Genomic DNA, 18,605 nt, shown 5'->3' on the forward strand with positions numbered 1-18,605 from the left:
ATTTCTAAATGTTTCCTGTTTAAATCTTCGTCACCAATAGGCAATATATTTTGGGCATGAAGAATGAAGCTTTTTTCTTCAAAAGCTGTCCGAAAATAGCTATACAATATAAAGTGTTGAAGTTGTAGTAAATTATGCCTGCTAAAGATGTCTTCCATGATGCTGTCAAAAATGCCTTAATCAAAGAAAATTAGATTATTACTAACGATCCTCTTTATTTAGAATTTGGTGGAGTCGATCTGTATGTTGATTTAGGTGCTGAAAAACTTGTTGGCGCTGAAAAAGATGGCAAAAAAATTGCTGTTGAAATTAAAAGTTTTATTCGACAGTCTCTAATTTCAGAATTTCATAATGCTTTGGGGCAATTTATTAACTACCGAACGGTATTAAGGAGAATTGAACCGGAAAGATGTCTATATTTAGCTGTTTCTGAGGATACTTATGAAAGTTTCTTTACCCTGGTATTTACTCAAGTAGCAGTTGAAGAAAATCAGATAAAATTAATTATTTATAATCCTGCAAATGAGGTAATTGTGGAATGGAAAAATTAACTAAATATAGGAATTATGTCAAAAATATTATTACTGAGTATAGTCAATACAAACCATCTTATGGAGACATAGAAGTACAAGTTGTTTTTGACGAACAAAGAGATCATTATCAACTTCTCAATGTAGGTTGGCATGGCAATAGACGAGTACGGGGTTGTGTGCTGCAAATAGATATTAAAAATGAAAAAATCTGGATACAACATGATGGTACAGAAATCGGTATTGCTAATGAATTATTAGATTTAGGAGTGCCAAAATCAGATATTATTCTGGCTTTTCATGCACCTTACAAGCGGAAATATACAGGTTTTGCTGTGTCGTAAAATCAATAAAGTTGGAGTTTGTTGGTATTTGTGGAAGAAAGCGATCGCTCTCCTGAATTTATCTAAAATCTAAAAACTATTGCGCAATAGATGAATCAAAAATCAAATAATGACAGTTTTGGTCTCAATGTCATTGCAAGGGGAAATATTTGACAATAATTTTTCCCTACTACCCAAAATACCCCCGAAGCAATCTCTCAAACTCTGAGATTGCTTCGGGGGATTAAATATAAAAGTCAAAGCTAACTATTTTCACCGTACGAAAAAAACTGTAGAAAATTGTAACAGCTTTTATCTTGATATTGGATTAACCAATATAGGCTGTACGGCACAGCTCACTATTCCCTCAACAGTAAATGCTCCTGGGAATTTCTTATCTTATATTTGAAGACTGCCATTAATATCGGCTTCTATTTTTCATAGCTTTGTTGTTACCTGTTTAATATTACAACACTTTTGTAAATTTTACAACTATATTTCTACGGTTTAAGTTCAACAGTTAATCACCACTAAATATGAAAAAAAATCGATCCGCCGTGAGGCGGAGACAAAAGAGAAAAAATAAAAGAGGATAAAGGGTAAAAGGGGAAAAGAATAAAGGGTTAAAGAGTTATCCCGGCACCACACACAACACGAAAACCAATAAGGTTGTAGCAGTCGAGGCCCCTATCGAAGCCTTCGCGATACGCGGAACGGCAGTCAGAAGGATCGTTGAACCAGGAACCGCCCCGCAGCACGGCATTGTCTTCTTTTTGATCATTTTCTAGCCAAGCACTGCCATCACTCGGCGCACCTTGATAATTGTCATGCCAGTCATCAGCGCACCATTCCGAGACATTCCCGTGCATATCATATAAACCAAAAGCATTGGGAGGAANTTTTCTAGCCAAGCACTGCCATCACTCGGCGCACCTTGATAATTGTCATGCCAGTCATCAGCGCACCATTCCGAGACATTCCCGTGCATATCATATAAACCAAAAGCATTGGGAGGAAAGCTCCCTACATGAGTTGTGTTTTCTAGATAGAAACCTTTAGAAGCATTGCCATAAGTATAGTTACCATTATAGTTAACTAAATAAGACGTTATAGTTTCCCCAAAATAAAATGGTGTGGTTGTACCTGCACGACAAGCATATTCCCACTGACTCTCACTAGGTAGTCCGTAGTTTTTCCCAGTTTTCTGAGATAGGGTTTGACAAAATTCTGTGGCATCGTCCCCTGTCACCATTACTACATGACCTTTTCCTCCTCCAAAGTTAGAGGGATTTTCTCCCATAATGGCTTGATATTGGTCTTGAGTAATGGGATATTTGCTCATATAAAAAGGTTGGAGAGTAACTTGATGTTGAGGACTTTCGTTATCAAATCTTCCCTCTTCATTTTCCGGCGAACCCATCATAAAAGTACCCCCAGGAATATAAATCATTTCCAATATCACGCCATTACCAAAATCTTCAGTAAAAAATCGTGCTTGATGGGAACGACGACTAATTTCTTCACCTTTGCTGTTGACTGTTATTACATCAAATGGCGGTGTAATTTGTTGAGCAGGTAAATTATCAGGAACGTCTAATTGTTTTGGTGCTATAATTTCTTCAGCAGATAAATTCTTAGAAGTTTCTATAGGTTCTACTGGAGTTTTTTCAGCAGATAAATTATCAGAATTTTCTACAGTTTCTACTGGAATTTCTTCAGCAGGTAAATTATCATAGGTTTCTACAGGTTCTCCTATAATTTGTCGAGAAACTTCAGGAGGCATTTCACGCCAAATCTTTTCTAAAGCTGCTATTGATATTGCTGTGCCAAACTTTCCCAAATTTTGGTTTTCTCCCTCCATATGGGTAGTTATACCAACAACAAAACCTGTGTTTAAATCAATTGATATTGCTGTGCCAAACTTTCCCAAATTTTGGTTTTCTCCCTCCATGTGGGTAGTTATACCAACAACAAAACCTGTATCTAAATCAACAACAGGTGCCCCACTATAACCTTTTTGAAGTTCTCCTTTATCTATTTTTAGTTTACCAACAGTAACTTCTTCTTCCTTATTATCTATTGTTTGTAATGCTGTTTCTCCATCAACCATCATTATTCCTGTTATTATCTGGCGACGGCGTGCCTTATTTTCACCCATAAGAAAGTTACCAGGAATTTTAATTTCAAAACTTCTTTCTTGTTCCCCATATAAAATCATTAATGTTAAGGGCGGAAAAATATATTTGACTTTTAAAATTGNACAGTAACTTCTTCTTCCTTATTATCTATTGTTTGTAATGCTGTTTCTCCATCAACCATCATTATTCCTGTTATTATCTGGCGACGGCGTGCCTTATTTTCACCCATAAGAAAGTTACCAGGAATTTTAATTTCAAAACTTCTTTCTTGTTCCCCATATAAAATCATTAATGTTAAGGGCGGAAAAATATATTTGACTTTTAAAATTGCTAAATCAAAACCTTGAGGATCTCCTATTTCCAGAAGTTCTACAGGAATATCATTTACCCTTAGATTTTCTTCACCACCCACATCCTCAACAACATGAGCGCAAGTAAGCAGATAAGTATAATCTTCCTGCTGATAAAAAGCAAATCCAGTGCCAATAACATTTCCTTTTTTAGCACTGGTAATTAAAACAATTGATTCTTTTAATTTTCTCAGATTAATCATTCTCTGACTGTTTCGGTTTCAGCACTAATTTAACTTTTAAATTTGCACCTGCCTTTCCTTTAGTAATATATAGATTTCCTTCTCCCTCAAAATTAAAACCCACTTCCACCTCAGCTTGTTCAATTTCCATATCTTTATTAATTTCTTGCCAAGCTTCAGCAATAGGGCGACTAATACTAATTAATATAGGTTTAACTTTATCAAAACTAGATTGGACTTTTTTGGCAACATTAGTAGAAATTGGCTTTGCCTCATCATCTGCAACTTCTGCTTCAACCCAAATCCCATCTTCTAGTTCAATTAGTCTGGTGGCCATGTACGTTGATTATTGAATTTAACTGCTATTCTATTTAAGCATATATCAGTAATTCTTAGGTCATTTTCTTGTAATATAAATACAATTAGTAATCAGGATATATCCAATGAAAAAACTTATTAATAATCCCAACGATGTAGTTCGTGAAAGTCTCCAAGGTATGGCGATCGCTCACCCCGATCTAATAAAAGTCAACCTCGACCCCCATTTCATCTACCGCGCTGATGCACCAATCAAAAATAAAGTTGCCATCATCTCTGGTGGTGGTAGCGGCCACGAACCCATGCACGGCGGTTTTGTCGGCATGGGAATGTTAGACGCTGCTTGCCCTGGTGAGATTTTTACCTCTCCCACTCCTGACCAAATGTTAGAAGCAGCGAAAGTTGTCAACTCAGGTGCAGGTATTCTCAACATTGTCAAAAATTATAGTGGCGACGTGATGAATTTTGAGATGGCAACTGAACTTGCTCTCTCAGAAAATATCCGAGTCTTGAATATATTAATAGATGATGATGTCGCCGTTAAAGACAGTCTTTTTACTCAAGGGCGACGGGGTGTCGGAACAACGGTATTAGCAGAAAAAATTTGTGGCGCTGCTGCTGAAGCTGGTTATGACATCAAGCAAATAGCTGACCTTTGCCGGAAAGTAAATCTCAATGGGCGCAGTATGGGAATGGCATTGACATCATGCACCACACCTGCTAAGGGTAGTCCTACTTTTGAGTTAGGCAATAACGAAATTGAATTCGGTATTGGTATTCATGGGGAACCAGGGAGAGAACGAATGGCGATGAAGTCAGCAGATGAAATTGCAGAAATGTTAGCTATTAATATTATTGAAGATGTCGGTTATAGTCGGATGGTGCGGGAGTGGGATGAGGTGAAAGGAGAATGGCAGGAAGTGAAATTAATAGACTCACCATTTGAACCAGGCGATCGCCTTCTGGCTTTTGTGAATAGTATGGGTGGTACTCCTATTTCTGAGTTATATATTGTCTATCGGAAATTAGCAGAAATATGCGAACAAAAAGGATTAAAAATTGTGCGTAATTTGATTGGGCATTATATTACTTCCTTGGAAATGCAAGGTTGTTCTATTACTCTGTTGAAATTGGATGATGAGTTAATTAAATTCTGGGATGCGCCAGTCAAAACTGCAGCATTAAGATGGGGAATTTAATATAAGTCAGAAGTTAGAAGTCAGAAGTCAGAAGTTAAATTTAGAGCTAATTTTTTTGCTCAAAAAAAGTTAGTAGGTAAATACTCAAAAATTATGTATTTGTGAAAAAAACTGTAGGGGTTTGGTCTCCAAATACCACGTTAAATTTGGTTGGTAAACCAAGGGTTGAGAAACCAAACGAAGAAAATGTTACAACCCATTTAGGGTTGATATCATNTTTGTGAAAAAAACTGTAGGGGTTTGGTCTCCAAATACCACGTTAAATTTGGTTGGTAAACCAAGGGTTGAGAAACCAAACGAAGAAAATGTTACAACCCATTTAGGGTTGATATCATGTCCGGTTGAATGGGTTTGGAGACCAAACCCCTACGAATATTTTAGGAAAGCAGAAGGCAGAATGTTTTTTCCGTTGTTATCTTAATTTTATATACTAATGATGCTACCGGAATTGATATGACATAATTGCCAAATTACTGATTTAGATGTGATTTTTTCTCTGACGTTTATGTAATATTTATATGTTAAGCAGTAATATCAAAAATATATAAAAAAATGACGAAAGCTTCTTCAGAAAACAAAGTAGGAATTGTACTGGTATCCCACAGTGCCAAATTAGCCGAGGCAGTGGTAGAATTAGCAAAACAAATGACTCAAGAACCAGCACCAATAGCGATCGCTGCTGGAATAGATGACCCAGAAAATCCTTTTGGTACTGATGTTATTAAAGTACAAGAGGCAATAGAATCTGTTTATAGTGATGCTGGGGTCTTAGTATTAATGGATTTAGGCAGTGCGGTAATGAGTACAGAAATGGCTCTAGAATTTTTATCATCAAGCCAAATAAATCATATTAAAATCTGTACAGCACCTTTGGTAGAAGGAGCAATTTCTGCTATAATTCAAGCTTCTTTGGGAGCTAATATTCAACAGGTTATGGCAGAAGCTNCAATAGAATCTGTTTATAGTGATGCTGGGGTCTTAGTATTAATGGATTTAGGCAGTGCGGTAATGAGTACAGAAATGGCTCTAGAATTTTTATCATCAAGCCAAATAAATCATATTAAAATCTGTACAGCACCTTTGGTAGAAGGAGCAATTTCTGCTATAATTCAAGCTTCTTTGGGAGCTAATATTCAACAGGTTATGGCAGAAGCTAATGCAGCTTTAACAGCTAAGATATCTCAGATTAATGTTGATGAAATAGTAGCAGATGAAAAGCCAGAAAATAGCAGCAATATAGAAAAAGAAAATTCATCAAAGACAATTCAAACTACTGTTAAAAATAAATTAGGAATTCATGCTCGCCCCGCAGCAAAATTAGTAGCCATAGCTAATCAATTTCAATCTGAAATTACTCTGCAAAATTTGACTAAAAATAGTCAACTAATAAATGCTAAAAGTATTAATCAAGTAATTACATTAGCAGTTAAAAAAGGACATGAAATAGCAATAAGAGCAACTGGTAATGATGTTGATTTAGCCCTAACAAAAATCCAAGAATTAATCACAAATAATTTCGGGGAGACAGAAGTAATTGTCAAGACAAAAGCAAAAATATCAACAANTCTGCAAAATTTGACTAAAAATAGTCAACTAATAAATGCTAAAAGTATTAATCAAGTAATTACATTAGCAGTTAAAAAAGGACATGAAATAGCAATAAGAGCAACTGGTAATGATGTTGATTTAGCCCTAACAAAAATCCAAGAATTAATCACAAATAATTTCGGGGAGACAGAAGTAATTGTCAAGACAAAAGCAAAAATATCAACAACGCCAGATGCAGATAATCAACTACTCGGAACACCAGCATCTTCAGGAATTGCAGTCGGAAAAGTAGTACATTATCAACCAACAATTCCAGAAGTTGAAGACTATCCTGTAGAAGATCCAGAGGTAGAATGGCAGTATCTCCAGTTAATTTTGGAAACTGCAAAAAAGGAAATTCAAGGAATAATTGATAGTCTATCTAACAAAAGTACAACTGATAATACTCAAGTTGATATNACTCGGAACACCAGCATCTTCAGGAATTGCAGTCGGAAAAGTAGTACATTATCAACCAACAATTCCAGAAGTTGAAGACTATCCTGTAGAAGATCCAGAGGTAGAATGGCAGTATCTCCAGTTAATTTTGGAAACTGCAAAAAAGGAAATTCAAGGAATAATTGATAGTCTATCTAACAAAAGTACAACTGATAATACTCAAGTTGATATTTTGCAAACACAACTATTATATATAGAAGACCCCACTTTGTTAGATGAAGTACATCAGCTCATTTTTAAACAAAATCACTGTGCAGCAGTAGCATGGAAAAAAGCTATTGAGGCAATGATTAATACCTATCAAGAATTAGAAGATTCCTACTTGCAGGCGCGAGCTATTGATATTAAAGATGTTGGAGGGCGAGTGCTGCAACTGCTAACAGGTGAGAATAGCAGCAGTCTCAATTTTTCACAACCAGGAATTTTGGTAGCTCCAGACTTAACACCTTCTCTTGCTTTACAACTGAAATCAAATTTTGTATTAGGGATATGTACTAGCGCTGGTAGTGTTACTGCTCATAGTACATTAATTGTAAATACCTTGGGTATCCCGATGGTGGTAGGAGTAGGCACTCAGTTGTTGTCATCCCCAACAAATTCTCAAATTGCTTTAGATGGGGCAACAGGAGAAGTTTGGATCGAACCGAGTCAGACACAGTTACAGGAGTTACAGGCAAAACAAAGTCAAACTTTGGATAAATCTCAAACACCCCAGGAGGCAATAACAAAAGATGGTAGAAAAATTTCGTTGATGGCAAATATTGTGGGAGTTGCTGATGCCGAATTTGCTTTAGAATGTGGTGCAGAAGGAGTGGGTTTATTGCGGAGTGAATTTCTTTATCTCGATCGCCAAACCCAACCAACAGAAGCAGAGGAATATGAGAGTTATCGGGCGATCGCTCAAATTATGGGAACTCGCCCTCTAACTATCCGTACTCTAGATATCGGAGGTGATAAACAACTTCCCTATATCAAGCAGGAGTCAGAAGCTAATCCTTTTTTGGGATGTCGTGGTATTCGGCAAAGTTTAGATACTCCAGAAATTTTGCAGACTCAGTTACGAGCTATTTTGCGGGCGAGTCACGGACATAATATTAAGGTGATGTTCCCAATGGTGTCATCTGTGCAAGAGGTACGCGCAGCTAAAAAGATTTTGACAGAAGTTGAAAACTCAATTTCTGTTATAAATAAGATAAAAGTGGGAATTATGATAGAAGTGCCAGCAGCAGTCACAATGGCGAACCAGTTGGCAAAGGAAGTAGATTTTTTCAGTATTGGTACAAATGATTTGAGTCAATATGTTATGGCGGCTGACCGCACTAATTCTAAAGTTGCTAATCTTGCTAATGGTCTCGAACCTGCGGTATTGCGGATGATTCAACAAACTGTAATTGCTGCCCATGAAGCGGAAATTTTGGTGAGTGTTTGTGGTCAATTGGGGTCGAACTCGGTAGCAGTGCCAATTTTGTTGGGGTTAGGAGTTGATGAGTTGAGTGTAGCTCCACCAGCAATATCTATTGTCAAGAGAGTAATTTCTGAATTGGATATGTCTGAGGTTAAGGCGATCGCTCATTCTGTGTTGCAGTTGGATGGAGCGAAGTCGGTGCAAGAGTATGTTGTTGATAAATTAGGTATCAGATAAAGTGGCGAACCCAGAAACCGGGTTTGTATTAAACGCCCTACCATAATTATGTATATCTCCCACAAACCCGGTTTCTTATAATATAGAATCCGCTTGAATCTTAGTCATTGCGACGATAGGAAGCAATCTCCTCAAACCCTGAGATTGCTATCCGTTCCGGAATGCTCCGCAAACCTTCCACTCCGTTCCAGTCGCAATGACGCAAGCTATAGTAATTATCCGGATTTTATATAACACTCAACACAAGCGCTATAATTGTCATATTTATGTTGGGTTTCCTACCTCAACCCAACCTACTTTTTTTGCTAGAGGTGCTGATAACTGATAAGTGAAAAGATTATGATAAACAAAGAACAAATTATCCAATGGCTGGAAACAGTAGCAACAGTCTTAGAGCAAAACAAAGATTATCTGACAGAATTAGATGCTGCTATTGGTGATGCTGACCACGGTATTAATATGAATCGTGGCTTTCAGAAAGTCCTAACTCAACTTCCCACTGTTACAAATAAAGATATTGGCAGTATTTTCAAAACTGTGAGTATGACTTTAATCTCTACTATCGGTGGTGCTAGTGGACCTCTGTATGGCACTCTATTTTTACGAGCAAGTGCTGTAGTAGCAGGAAAGTCAGAATTAACTACAGAAGATATGACTAAAGTATTCACTGCTGCAGTTGAGGGAGTAGTGCAACGTGGCAAAGCTAACTTAGGAGACAAAACTATGTTAGATGCTTTGTCTCCAGCAGCAAATACTTTTACAGAAGCAGTAGCAAATGGTTCCAGTTTTCTCGATAGTTTGAAACAAGCGGTAAATGCTGCTGAGTCGGGAATGAAAAATACAATTCCAATGCTAGCTAAGAAAGGAAGAGCCAGTTATTTAGGCGATCGCAGTATCGGTCATCAAGACCCAGGGGCAACTTCTATCTATCTCATTCTCAAAGCTCTCTTAGAGGTAGTTTGATATAGAATCCGGTTGAACAGTCGTCCCTATCGACGATAGGAAGCAATCTCAGGGTTTTAGGAGATTGCTTCCTTCCACTCCGTTCCAGTCGCAATGACTTAGCTATAGTAATTATAGGGATTCTATATCAGGACTTACGCAGGAGAACCCAGAAACCCGGTTTCTCCTAGACGTCTATTGCTCAAAACAACGATTTATCCTAGAAACCGGGTTTCTGNAGGAGATTGCTTCCTTCCACTCCGTTCCAGTCGCAATGACTTAGCTATAGTAATTATAGGGATTCTATATCAGGACTTACGCAGGAGAACCCAGAAACCCGGTTTCTCCTAGACGTCTATTGCTCAAAACAACGATTTATCCTAGAAACCGGGTTTCTTTGCGTAAATCCTATATATGAGAAGTCATCGATTCCCCTAAATCCCCCTTAATAAGGGGGACTTGACCTTTTAAAGGGGGGCTAGGGGAGATATAAATCAAAATTCATACTTTTCAAACATCCTCTTAGATACTGTAGAAATTGAGTCCTCTATTAACTAATAAATATGAACAGATTTAAGAGTATCACAACTATTATTATTGGAGCTATTAGCTGCATAATTATTGCCCCTAGTTTAGCTCAACTAACACCTATTATTTTTCCGCAAAATATAGTTATATTCCCTCGAAAAAATAGATCAATTGGAGCAATTGTACAACTAGAAGGTCTAAACTTACCCCGCCCAAAAGTAACAGGAAAAGCAACTATTCCCCTAGAATTTTTAGACGGTGGAAAAGCTTTTACCTTGAAAGTAACTCTAGGAGAAAAATCAGGTAATTTTTTATTAGATACAGGTGCTTCTACTACAATGATTTCAACAGAAACAATCAAAAAATTAGAATTAACAGGGGAACCTGTACCACCAGAACTTTTAACTTATGCAGTAGCAGGAGATGAATGCCCAGAAATGAAAGCTAATTTGCATCGTTTACCTGTGTTAAAAATTGATAATGTTAAAGTCGAAAATTTAACAGGTTTAGAATTTACTACCACTGTCATGCCAGATGGATTATCAGGAGTTTTGGGAATGGATATTTTGAGTAATTTTGATGTAGAAATAAATCCTCAAACCCAAGAATTACGATTATTACCTCCGAGTCCAATACCTGCTAAAAATATTAATGATGCTATCCCACTGAAATCTAAGTTAGGAGTAATGTTAGCTGAGGTAGAAATTAATGGCAAAGGTCCGTTTATTTTTATGATAGATACGGGAGCAGAAAGTATTTTTATTTCTCAGAAATTAGCTAGTCAGTTAAAAATTTATGCGGCTGAAAGACAGCCAATCCAAGTGCAAGGTTTTTGTGGCATAGAAATGGCAGAATATGCTTCTTTAGCTAAAGTAAAAATGGGGAATTATGAGCTGAAAAATTTAGAGACAGTAATTTTGTCTTCCCCAGTATTGAAGTTATTAGAAGTTGATGGAATTTTAGGACAAAACTTTTTGAATAATTATCAACAATATTGGCGCTTTAATCAGAAAAAAACAGAAAAATTTCCGGCAGGAGGGAGTTTATTATTAATATCAAATCCGGATAATTAGTTATTGTAATACCAATTTTAAAAAAGAATGTTACGAATAATAAGTATGATTAAAAAACTTTACCAGAACTTACAAAAAATCTCTAATCATACACCATCTGTAGAGGCGATTCGTGATNAATTATCAACAATATTGGCGCTTTAATCAGAAAAAAACAGAAAAATTTCCGGCAGGAGGGAGTTTATTATTAATATCAAATCCGGATAATTAGTTATTGTAATACCAATTTTAAAAAAGAATGTTACGAATAATAAGTATGATTAAAAAACTTTACCAGAACTTACAAAAAATCTCTAATCATACACCATCTGTAGAGGCGATTCGTGATTCGCTAGATATGGTGGCTATGCGTAAGTCCTGTTTGTTTAACGTTCTCTTACTACCAAGATTGGCATGTTCTTGACGTTGTGCTTGAGTAAAAACAATAGAATTATAGCTGAAGTCAAAAGGGGCGAAATTAAAAAATATTGCAATAGCTAGGGGCGGGTTTCATCTTAAATTATTGGGGCAATAACATTCAATTAAATGAACCTGCCCCCAATAATAATATCAAATCCCTGTAGGGGTTTGGAGAACAAACCCCCTACCAAATTTAGAGTTTTTGCCTTTTTTAGAATCTCCGAACTCTAAAGTAAGCGGATTTGATATAATATCTCATTTTAGATGTTTCAGTCCACTACAAATAGCTTTGCTCCCTAACTCCTAAGCTTACACTTGAGCTAAAGAATAAGGACTGGTCAACTGCTCCAATTGTGTAATCAATAAACTGAGGAACAAACCAACATCTGTCACCACACCTATAGATTCAACAGAACCACGATCGCTCAATTTAGTCACCACTGCTGGATTAATATCCACACAAACCATCTTCACTCCAGCAGGTGTCATATTCCCTACCCCAATAGAGTGCAACATAGTTGACAACATCAAAACCATATCAGCACCTTTCAACAACTCACCGTATTCTTCCTGCGCCTTAATCAAATCCATTTGAGTATCAGGTAGAGGTCCGTCATCACGAATTGAACCTGCTAAAACAAACGGCACATTGTTCTTAACACACTCATACATCACCCCATTCGTAAGAACGCCAGTCTCAACTGCTTTAGCAATATTACCACAACGTCGAATAGTGTTAATAGTCTTCAGATGATGTCGGTGTCCGCCATGTACTGCAACTCCCTGTTTCATATCTACACCGAGGGAAGTTCCCATCAGTGATTGTTCAATATCGTGAACTGCTATCGCATTACCACCTAACAAAGCTTGTACATATCCCTGACGAATCAAACTTGCTAAATGTTCACTACCCCCAGTGTGAATCACAACCGGACCTGCTGTGACTACAACTTTACCTCCGCGATCGCGAATTTGCCGTAATTCCCAGGCTACTTGTTCAACGACTAACTCTACACGACGTTCGCTAGAAACGCCAGCAGACATAAAGCTGAATTCTTCTTTGTTTCGCTTTTCACGGGATTCTGTTTTACGGATAGTGCGAATACCTACCACATCTACTACTACCTGTTCGCCAAATTTTACATCCCTGATAACTTTACATTTGGCTTGAATATTACCATCTACCTCAGTAATAGCGATCGCTCCATCCATCCTTTGATTTTGCACTCGTATCCACTGACCTTTGACTCTAACTTCAGTGGGATAAATAGTAGTAACATAAAAATCATCAGGAGCAACACCATTTTGTTCGACTGGCTCCAATTTAGCATCCTGCACATCTTCAGTGGGAATGACTGCACCAATGTCAATAAGCTGACTCATTATTTCTTCCATGACTTCATGGGAAGGTGCAGAAACTTTTACTTCAGCAAGGGAAGTGCTTTGACGTTGTTCTCCCAGATTAAAGTTGAGAACTTTGAAACTACCACCACCTTCAACTATTAAGTCTAAAGCTTGATTAATTAAACCAGAATCAAGTAAATGTCCTTCCATCCGAACCGTGCGACTTTCGACCAGCACTTTAGCTTGATGATCGGGTATAATTGGTTCTGTAACTCGGAGGGTAAGACATTTTGCTGCTCCACCTGCTTTCAGGAACTCAGTTAAAGGTGTTTCAATAACGTTGAAACCTGCTTCGGTAAGACTTGATTTCAAGTCATCACTAACCTTGTTCATAATCATGGTTTGATTAATATTAACTGCATTGCAGGCAAAGTTTACTGCATCTCCTTCTGCCACAATAATTCGTTTTTCTGGTGGCACTCGCATTTCAATTAGACGGTTGGAGTAGGAGTCAAATGCGGGTGGATAATAGAGTAAGTAACCACCAGTTAGAGGACAGAAGCAGGTATCTAGATGGTAGAAACGCTCATCTATGAGTCGCAGGGATAGCACTTCGATGTCGAGCCATTTTGCTAGAAGTGGGTGGGAGTCGAGTTCAGAACGGAAGCCATATCCTGCCCAGAGGTAACGACCTTCTCTGTCTAGAAGAGCATCTCCTGCACCTTCAAAGGGTAGGTCTTTAGGGAGTTCGTGAACGATAAAGCCTTGGTTGAGGAACCATTCTTTGAAGTAGGGTTCTTCTCCTTGACGTTCTTTGTGGTAGAAACGACTGATAACAACGGTGTTTCCCAGAACTAGACCTGCATTAGCGGTAAATACCATGTCAGGCCAACCTTTTTGGGGTGGTACTAGGTCTACAATAGCGTGTTCTTTAATAATCTCGTGGAGTTTATGCCATTGTTCAACGGAGCGATCGCGGGAAGATTTATGGATGTTGCCCTCCATCCAAGGGTTAATTACATAGTCCACATCGTAGTGGTCGGGCGCACATAAGAGAAAGCGAATTGAATCATTCATAATTATTACCTGGCAGATGCTATATTTATACGTCTACTGACTTTATTTAAACTCCGTCCTTAACTAGCTATTAGCTTTTAGCATTTCCTCACGGAATGCTCCGCAAACAGCTAGCCTCATGGGTCGGAACTGCGTTAACAGCTTTTAGCAGCTCTGGTAAAACATCCCCGGTTTCTATAAACCTGTTGGTGCCTTTAGGGGTTTAAATCCCCGGTCTTACCTTTACTGCTGACTGCTGATTGCTGACCGCTAACCGCTTTTTAAGGGCGGGGTCTTGTAACCAATAGAAAACTCACTCCTAAAATTATTTATTCAGGAGCGGAATTTTAGCGTAAAAAGGCTAACACTTTATATTATCACGGCAGGGACACATCTAATGCTTTTTTTGAAGATATTTACGGAGCAGGGAAAAGCGTAGGTAGGGTTCAGGAAGCCCCCAAACCCTACCATAATAAGGCGCATTTTAGAGGGCTACTCCAATCCCCATTACAAAAATAACTTCTGACTTCCTTAAGCCTATGCTTCTTCTGCTGCTTGCTGTATTAACTTTCGAGCTACGGACTGAGTACCTGTATGTTGGAAGTAGTTTGTACTCTTATCCAGAAATGCAGCTACCAAGTCTAAAGCATCATCGGAAAAGTCGATAAACCCACCAATACCCTCAAAAATGCCTTCTGGTGTTAAACCAACCGAGCCGACTAAGTTCTCCATCCACCCATTAACTGCTCCGAAAGTATTAGCAATAAAGCCAAATTTGTCATCTCCAGGAATAGCATCGCTAATAGCTCCAAAAACTGCATTATCCGCAAAAGCACTTTCACCCTCTCCATCCAGGGTATCTTGTACTTTTTGCAGGAAGTCTGGACCCAAAGGCACCAAACCATCAAGAGAAACCAAAGCCGCCATTCGCATTAGAGATGGACCACTATACTCCTCAGTTAGGTTTGTGACAAATTCTCCTGGATCGAGAATGGGTAGACCATTAAGTTTACTATAAGCTATCAACTCTGCTACAATTTTCAGACATAAGTCAACAGATTGAGTTGTGTCAGCTTTGGGAGTTAAGCTACCTAAAAAACTTAAAAAGGGTATTTTTTCACTAACTATTTCGGCCATAGCTGCTGCTGCCAGGGCACCGTCTACATTATCAACTAGGTTGTAATACCACATAGCTCCCTGATATCCATTATCGGCATCATTGTATAGCTCGATCGCTTTATTGCCGATATCTAGAATTCTGTCTGCATCTGACTCGCCTGTAATTACTTCAATAGTTTGGTTAAAACCTACTACATTTTCCCACTCCCCCGGAACCACAAAATCTAGAGCATTGAGTGTTTTTACTGTAAGATTATTACTAGGTAGTTCATCTAGTAATTCATTAATTGAATCGCTCACTATTGACTCCTTTTTTTCTTAGTAGCTTATGTTTTGGCTGCTTCATTATTATTGATTGTATCTGTGTATTGTCATCAAAGTTTTTTTGACACAATTCTTAGCATTATGCAGATTATTGAATTAATTTAGACACAGCAAATTTTACCTGTTTTTTTATGAGGGAAAAAACAAATTTAAGCACGGTTACAACTATTGTTATTGATTCAACATCTCCGGAAAATAAATAAACCTCTTACTTAGAGCAGTTAAAGAAGGAAAAATTCACCATAAAAAATCATTTTTCCTGCCTTTTTTGTAAAAATATCTTACCTGTTCCCTGTTCCCTGTTCCCTGTTCCCTACTACCGTAAAAAATCTATATCTTTTTCGGAGATGTCTATTTATTAAGATAATTGATTATTAGGATAGGCAATAAAGCCAGATTGATTAATTATCAATTATCCATTGGTAAGTAGGTTTAATTAAATGTTGCAAAAATTATAGGGGGCGGGTTTAACTGAAAGACTCTACATAAAAGGAATGTAGTCTATTAAACCCGCCCTAAGCTTGTTACTTTTATTTATGTTCACCTACTTAGAAAAGTATGGTTTTTATTAACGCTTAAATACTTTTAATATGAGAAATTAAAAATGCTAGGAATTTCGCGGTAGAGGTATAAGTCTGGGTCATCCGCGATCATCCCTGGCAATATTTATTCGATCAAATTTAACAATGTCTCAAATAATGAGCATATACATAACCATAACAAGGATATGAAATTTTTGCCCAACCATGATGGTAGCCAATAACACGGACACGAGCACCAGGATATAATGCATTTATCACCCGACCCCAAGGATATGTTCTCACACGCAAATTTTTGTAACGAGTTACTACTCGACGACATCTGCCATAAGACCGACCATAAGACCTGCGATGATAGTGGTGAGCAAGTTTATCTTCACCTTGAGTTTCAGTGGGAAGTGTAGTTACTGACTCATCAACAATGGGAGTCTTTTGAGATGATACTGCTGCTATAGAAGTAAGACCAATACCAGAAACAGCAGCAATAGATAATAAGGTACTCATTGCTACAGATTTTGTCCAAGTCATCATCTGTTTCATTTTCTATTCCTCAATTATGATTTTATAACCCCTGATATCTTAAATTTATCCTCTCAGAAAAGATTGCCTAGGACAAGACATTTAATATTAATTTAATATTAATTTTATTAGACCTCTGGTGGAAAAGAGGGAGTAGGGAGTAGGGAGTAGGGAGTAGGGGGAAACAATTGATTATTTCTGTAGGATAATTGATTTGATGTTTAATTATCGGAGATGTCTATTTAATCAAATATTGTTATCTGTCCATTGAGCAAACTATTTTATTTTGAGCCTATTCTCTATGTTTTGTTTTCCTATTTTAGTCATGGTTGAACCAAAGAAATAATTTAGCAATGAACCACTATGTTATGTATAGTAGTTCTCCTAAGCTAATACGCATTTAAAATGCGTATTAGCAAGTCAAAAGTCATGCATTCAAAAGTCAAAATTAATAAGGGTTTTTTTCTTAACTAGGCATACAACACATAAGTGGTTTAAATGCCTAACAGCTTATTAATCAGGTACAGTATTTTTTTCTCTCCGCTATTCTATTCTCAGATTCAGTGTTCCTTAAAATTGGAAACTTTTGTATCTCAGCCAGTTTGAGAAACGTGACATCAAAATCAAGCACAGATATAGCTCTAAAATTGCCATGAAAATATTGACATTAAACTTATATTATGATAAGCACATAAAAGAGTAATTATTACTCATCAGTCTATTTTTATTCCCTAGTAAAAAATTTTTATGTCATCTAATCAAAAAATTTACGAAGGCAAAGCTAAAATTCTCTATACTACTGACGACCCAGAAATATTTCTGACTTATTTTAAGGATGATGCTACAGCCTTTAATGCTCAAAAAAAAGGCACAATAACAGGGAAAGGTAAGATTAACTGTACTATTTCCAGTCATATATTTAAGCTACTGGAAGCTAATAGTATACCTACTCATTTGATTGACTGTCCAGCACCAGATCAAATGCGAGTTAAAAGGGTGACAATTTTACCTATAGAAGTGATTGTGAGAAATATTGCTGCTGGTAGTCTTTGCCGACAAACTGGATTAACAGAAGGAACTATCTTGAAATTTCCCTTAGTAGAATATTGTTATAAAAATGATAGCTTGCAAGACCCACTTCTAACACGCGATCGCCTCTTACTATTAGAACTAGCTACCCCAGAACAATTAGAACAAATACGGACTTTTGCCCTGAAAATTAATGACTTGCTGATAAATTTCTTTAACCAATGCCAAATTACTCTTGTGGACTTCAAAATCGAATTTGGCCTAGATAAACATGAAAATTTGATTTTGGCAGATGAAATAAGTCCAGATAGCTGCCGACTTTGGGACCAATCTCAAACAGACCCAAACCAGCGAGTTATGGACAAAGACCGATTCCGTCGGGATCTTGGTAACGTAGAAACCGCCTATCAACAAGTTCTTGAAAGGATTTTAGCTCAGAAAGTTTGAGATAACCCTCAATAGTGTACAATTTTACGGTTTGTATGAAAATTTCACTGGTGTGTGGATTGTACGGGATAGTAATTATATGCGCTTGTCTCCGTTTTTAGTGGCCATCTTTGCTGCTTCAACAAGTTTTGGAATCTCAAAGTCTGCTAATGCTCAAATATCAGAAACTGATATAGATACTAATTTTATTTCTCTATCAATTAATTCAAAAACACAATTTGCTCAACTTTCTTCTGCCAAATCTTTTTTAGAGTTAGGGTCTAGTTTGTCTTCACAACAATTATTTGGTAGTAGCAATAATTTGTTGAGTAAATCTTGGTCGGAAGCAGAAGTAAAATTAGGATTTTCTGGTTTATTAAAGGTTAAAGAAGTTACAAAATTATCTTCTGTTTCTGATAAAGAATTTACTGATTTTTTAGCTTTAGATGTTTTGGAAAAAACAGAAATTCCTCAAATAACCCTAATTAATAAATCAACAGAAACTAAATCAGAACTCTTAGTCAATAAACAGTTTATTGCCAGTATTCTCACTACAGAAATATCTGATTATCAGAGTGA

Annotated in this window: 12 protein-coding genes and 5 pseudogenes; 11 read left to right on the forward strand and 6 right to left on the reverse strand. The window is 37.1% G+C overall.

What is annotated here, in order from left to right:
* Positions 1-134 precede the first annotated feature (134 nt).
* Positions 135-551, forward strand: a pseudogene (locus tag AFK68_RS32740) (XisH family protein).
* A complete protein-coding gene (locus AFK68_RS32745; protein ID WP_094678411.1) occupies positions 539-874 on the forward strand; it encodes a XisI protein in 336 nt (111 codons plus the stop codon). The pseudogene AFK68_RS32740 and the gene AFK68_RS32745 overlap by 13 nt, the downstream one beginning before the upstream one ends.
* A 602-nt stretch (positions 875-1,476) precedes the next feature.
* Here the strand turns inward: AFK68_RS32745 and AFK68_RS32750 are convergent.
* The 3 genes and pseudogenes from AFK68_RS32750 to AFK68_RS32765 form a co-directional block, all read right to left on the reverse strand.
* Positions 1,477-1,722: an SUMF1/EgtB/PvdO family nonheme iron enzyme gene (locus tag AFK68_RS32750; RefSeq protein WP_094678413.1), complete on the reverse strand. Its 246-nt coding sequence runs from the start codon at positions 1,720-1,722 to the stop codon at positions 1,477-1,479.
* Between the two features lie 30 nt (positions 1,723-1,752).
* Positions 1,753-2,246 (reverse strand): annotated as a pseudogene (locus AFK68_RS43090) (formylglycine-generating enzyme family protein); the annotation flags it as partial.
* 1,290 nt (positions 2,247-3,536) lie between these two features.
* Positions 3,537-3,860, reverse strand: coding sequence for a CU044_2847 family protein (locus AFK68_RS32765; protein WP_094678419.1), 324 nt, complete (start codon positions 3,858-3,860; stop codon positions 3,537-3,539).
* A gap of 106 nt (positions 3,861-3,966) precedes the next feature.
* Between AFK68_RS32765 and dhaK the strand changes: the two genes are divergently transcribed.
* From dhaK to AFK68_RS32790, 7 genes and pseudogenes are all read left to right on the forward strand, one after another.
* Positions 3,967-5,040, forward strand: a complete 1,074-nt coding sequence (gene dhaK, locus AFK68_RS32770) for a dihydroxyacetone kinase subunit DhaK (protein ID WP_094678421.1) — start codon at positions 3,967-3,969, stop codon at positions 5,038-5,040.
* A gap of 552 nt (positions 5,041-5,592) precedes the next feature.
* Positions 5,593-5,985: dihydroxyacetone kinase phosphoryl donor subunit DhaM (gene dhaM, locus AFK68_RS40550; RefSeq protein ID WP_210407746.1), on the forward strand; the 393-nt coding region annotated here is incomplete at its 3' end.
* 1 nt (position 5,986) lies between these two features.
* A pseudogene (locus AFK68_RS40560) lies at positions 5,987-6,604 on the forward strand (HPr family phosphocarrier protein); the annotation flags it as partial.
* Between the two features lies 1 nt (position 6,605).
* Positions 6,606-7,046 (forward strand): annotated as a pseudogene (locus AFK68_RS47400) (HPr family phosphocarrier protein); the annotation flags it as partial.
* Between the two features lies 1 nt (position 7,047).
* A pseudogene (ptsP, locus tag AFK68_RS47405) lies at positions 7,048-8,728 on the forward strand (phosphoenolpyruvate--protein phosphotransferase); the annotation flags it as partial.
* A gap of 339 nt (positions 8,729-9,067) precedes the next feature.
* Positions 9,068-9,691, forward strand: coding sequence for a dihydroxyacetone kinase subunit DhaL (gene dhaL / locus AFK68_RS32785; RefSeq protein WP_094678427.1), 624 nt, complete (start codon positions 9,068-9,070; stop codon positions 9,689-9,691).
* A 542-nt stretch (positions 9,692-10,233) separates the two neighbouring features.
* Positions 10,234-11,271 carry a retropepsin-like aspartic protease gene (locus AFK68_RS32790; RefSeq protein WP_094678429.1) on the forward strand — a complete coding sequence of 346 codons (1,038 nt, stop codon included), beginning with the start codon at positions 10,234-10,236 and terminating at the stop codon, positions 11,269-11,271.
* Between the two features lie 708 nt (positions 11,272-11,979).
* Here the strand turns inward: AFK68_RS32790 and AFK68_RS32795 are convergent.
* From AFK68_RS32795 to AFK68_RS32805, 3 genes are all read right to left on the reverse strand, one after another.
* Positions 11,980-14,091: a TIGR00300 family protein gene (locus tag AFK68_RS32795; protein WP_094678431.1), complete on the reverse strand. Its 2,112-nt coding sequence runs from the start codon at positions 14,089-14,091 to the stop codon at positions 11,980-11,982.
* A gap of 516 nt (positions 14,092-14,607) precedes the next feature.
* The gene (locus tag AFK68_RS32800; RefSeq protein ID WP_094678433.1) at positions 14,608-15,489 is read right to left on the reverse strand and encodes a hypothetical protein; all 882 of its coding nucleotides are present in this window, start codon (positions 15,487-15,489) and stop codon (positions 14,608-14,610) included.
* 704 nt (positions 15,490-16,193) lie between these two features.
* Positions 16,194-16,592 carry an SH3 domain-containing protein gene (locus AFK68_RS32805; RefSeq protein ID WP_094678435.1) on the reverse strand — a complete coding sequence of 133 codons (399 nt, stop codon included), beginning with the start codon at positions 16,590-16,592 and terminating at the stop codon, positions 16,194-16,196.
* Positions 16,593-17,318: 726 nt separating this feature from the next.
* Between AFK68_RS32805 and purC the strand changes: the two genes are divergently transcribed.
* Positions 17,319-18,047: a phosphoribosylaminoimidazolesuccinocarboxamide synthase gene (purC, locus tag AFK68_RS32810; protein ID WP_094678437.1), complete on the forward strand. Its 729-nt coding sequence runs from the start codon at positions 17,319-17,321 to the stop codon at positions 18,045-18,047.
* Between the two features lie 52 nt (positions 18,048-18,099).
* A partial coding sequence (locus tag AFK68_RS32815; RefSeq protein WP_143438555.1) for a hypothetical protein occupies positions 18,100-18,605 on the forward strand: 506 nt, incomplete at its 3' end.

Source organism: Hydrocoleum sp. CS-953 (assembly GCF_002260545.1).
Classification (GTDB): Bacteria; Cyanobacteriota; Cyanobacteriia; order Cyanobacteriales; family Microcoleaceae; genus Trichodesmium.

Bases quoted from the DNA above. Each gene is read 5' to 3' on its own strand.
- AFK68_RS32745 (WP_094678411.1), top strand. From the start codon at position 539: ATGGAAAAATTAACTAAATATAGGAATTATGTCAAAAATATTATTACT.
- AFK68_RS32750 (WP_094678413.1), bottom strand. From the start codon at position 1,722: ATGCACGGGAATGTCTCGGAATGGTGCGCTGATGACTGGCATGACAAT.
- AFK68_RS32765 (WP_094678419.1), bottom strand. From the start codon at position 3,860: ATGGCCACCAGACTAATTGAACTAGAAGATGGGATTTGGGTTGAAGCA.
- dhaK (WP_094678421.1), top strand. From the start codon at position 3,967: ATGAAAAAACTTATTAATAATCCCAACGATGTAGTTCGTGAAAGTCTC.
- dhaL (WP_094678427.1), top strand. From the start codon at position 9,068: ATGATAAACAAAGAACAAATTATCCAATGGCTGGAAACAGTAGCAACA.
- AFK68_RS32790 (WP_094678429.1), top strand. From the start codon at position 10,234: ATGAACAGATTTAAGAGTATCACAACTATTATTATTGGAGCTATTAGC.
- AFK68_RS32795 (WP_094678431.1), bottom strand. From the start codon at position 14,091: ATGAATGATTCAATTCGCTTTCTCTTATGTGCGCCCGACCACTACGAT.
- AFK68_RS32805 (WP_094678435.1), bottom strand. From the start codon at position 16,592: ATGAAACAGATGATGACTTGGACAAAATCTGTAGCAATGAGTACCTTA.
- purC (WP_094678437.1), top strand. From the start codon at position 17,319: ATGTCATCTAATCAAAAAATTTACGAAGGCAAAGCTAAAATTCTCTAT.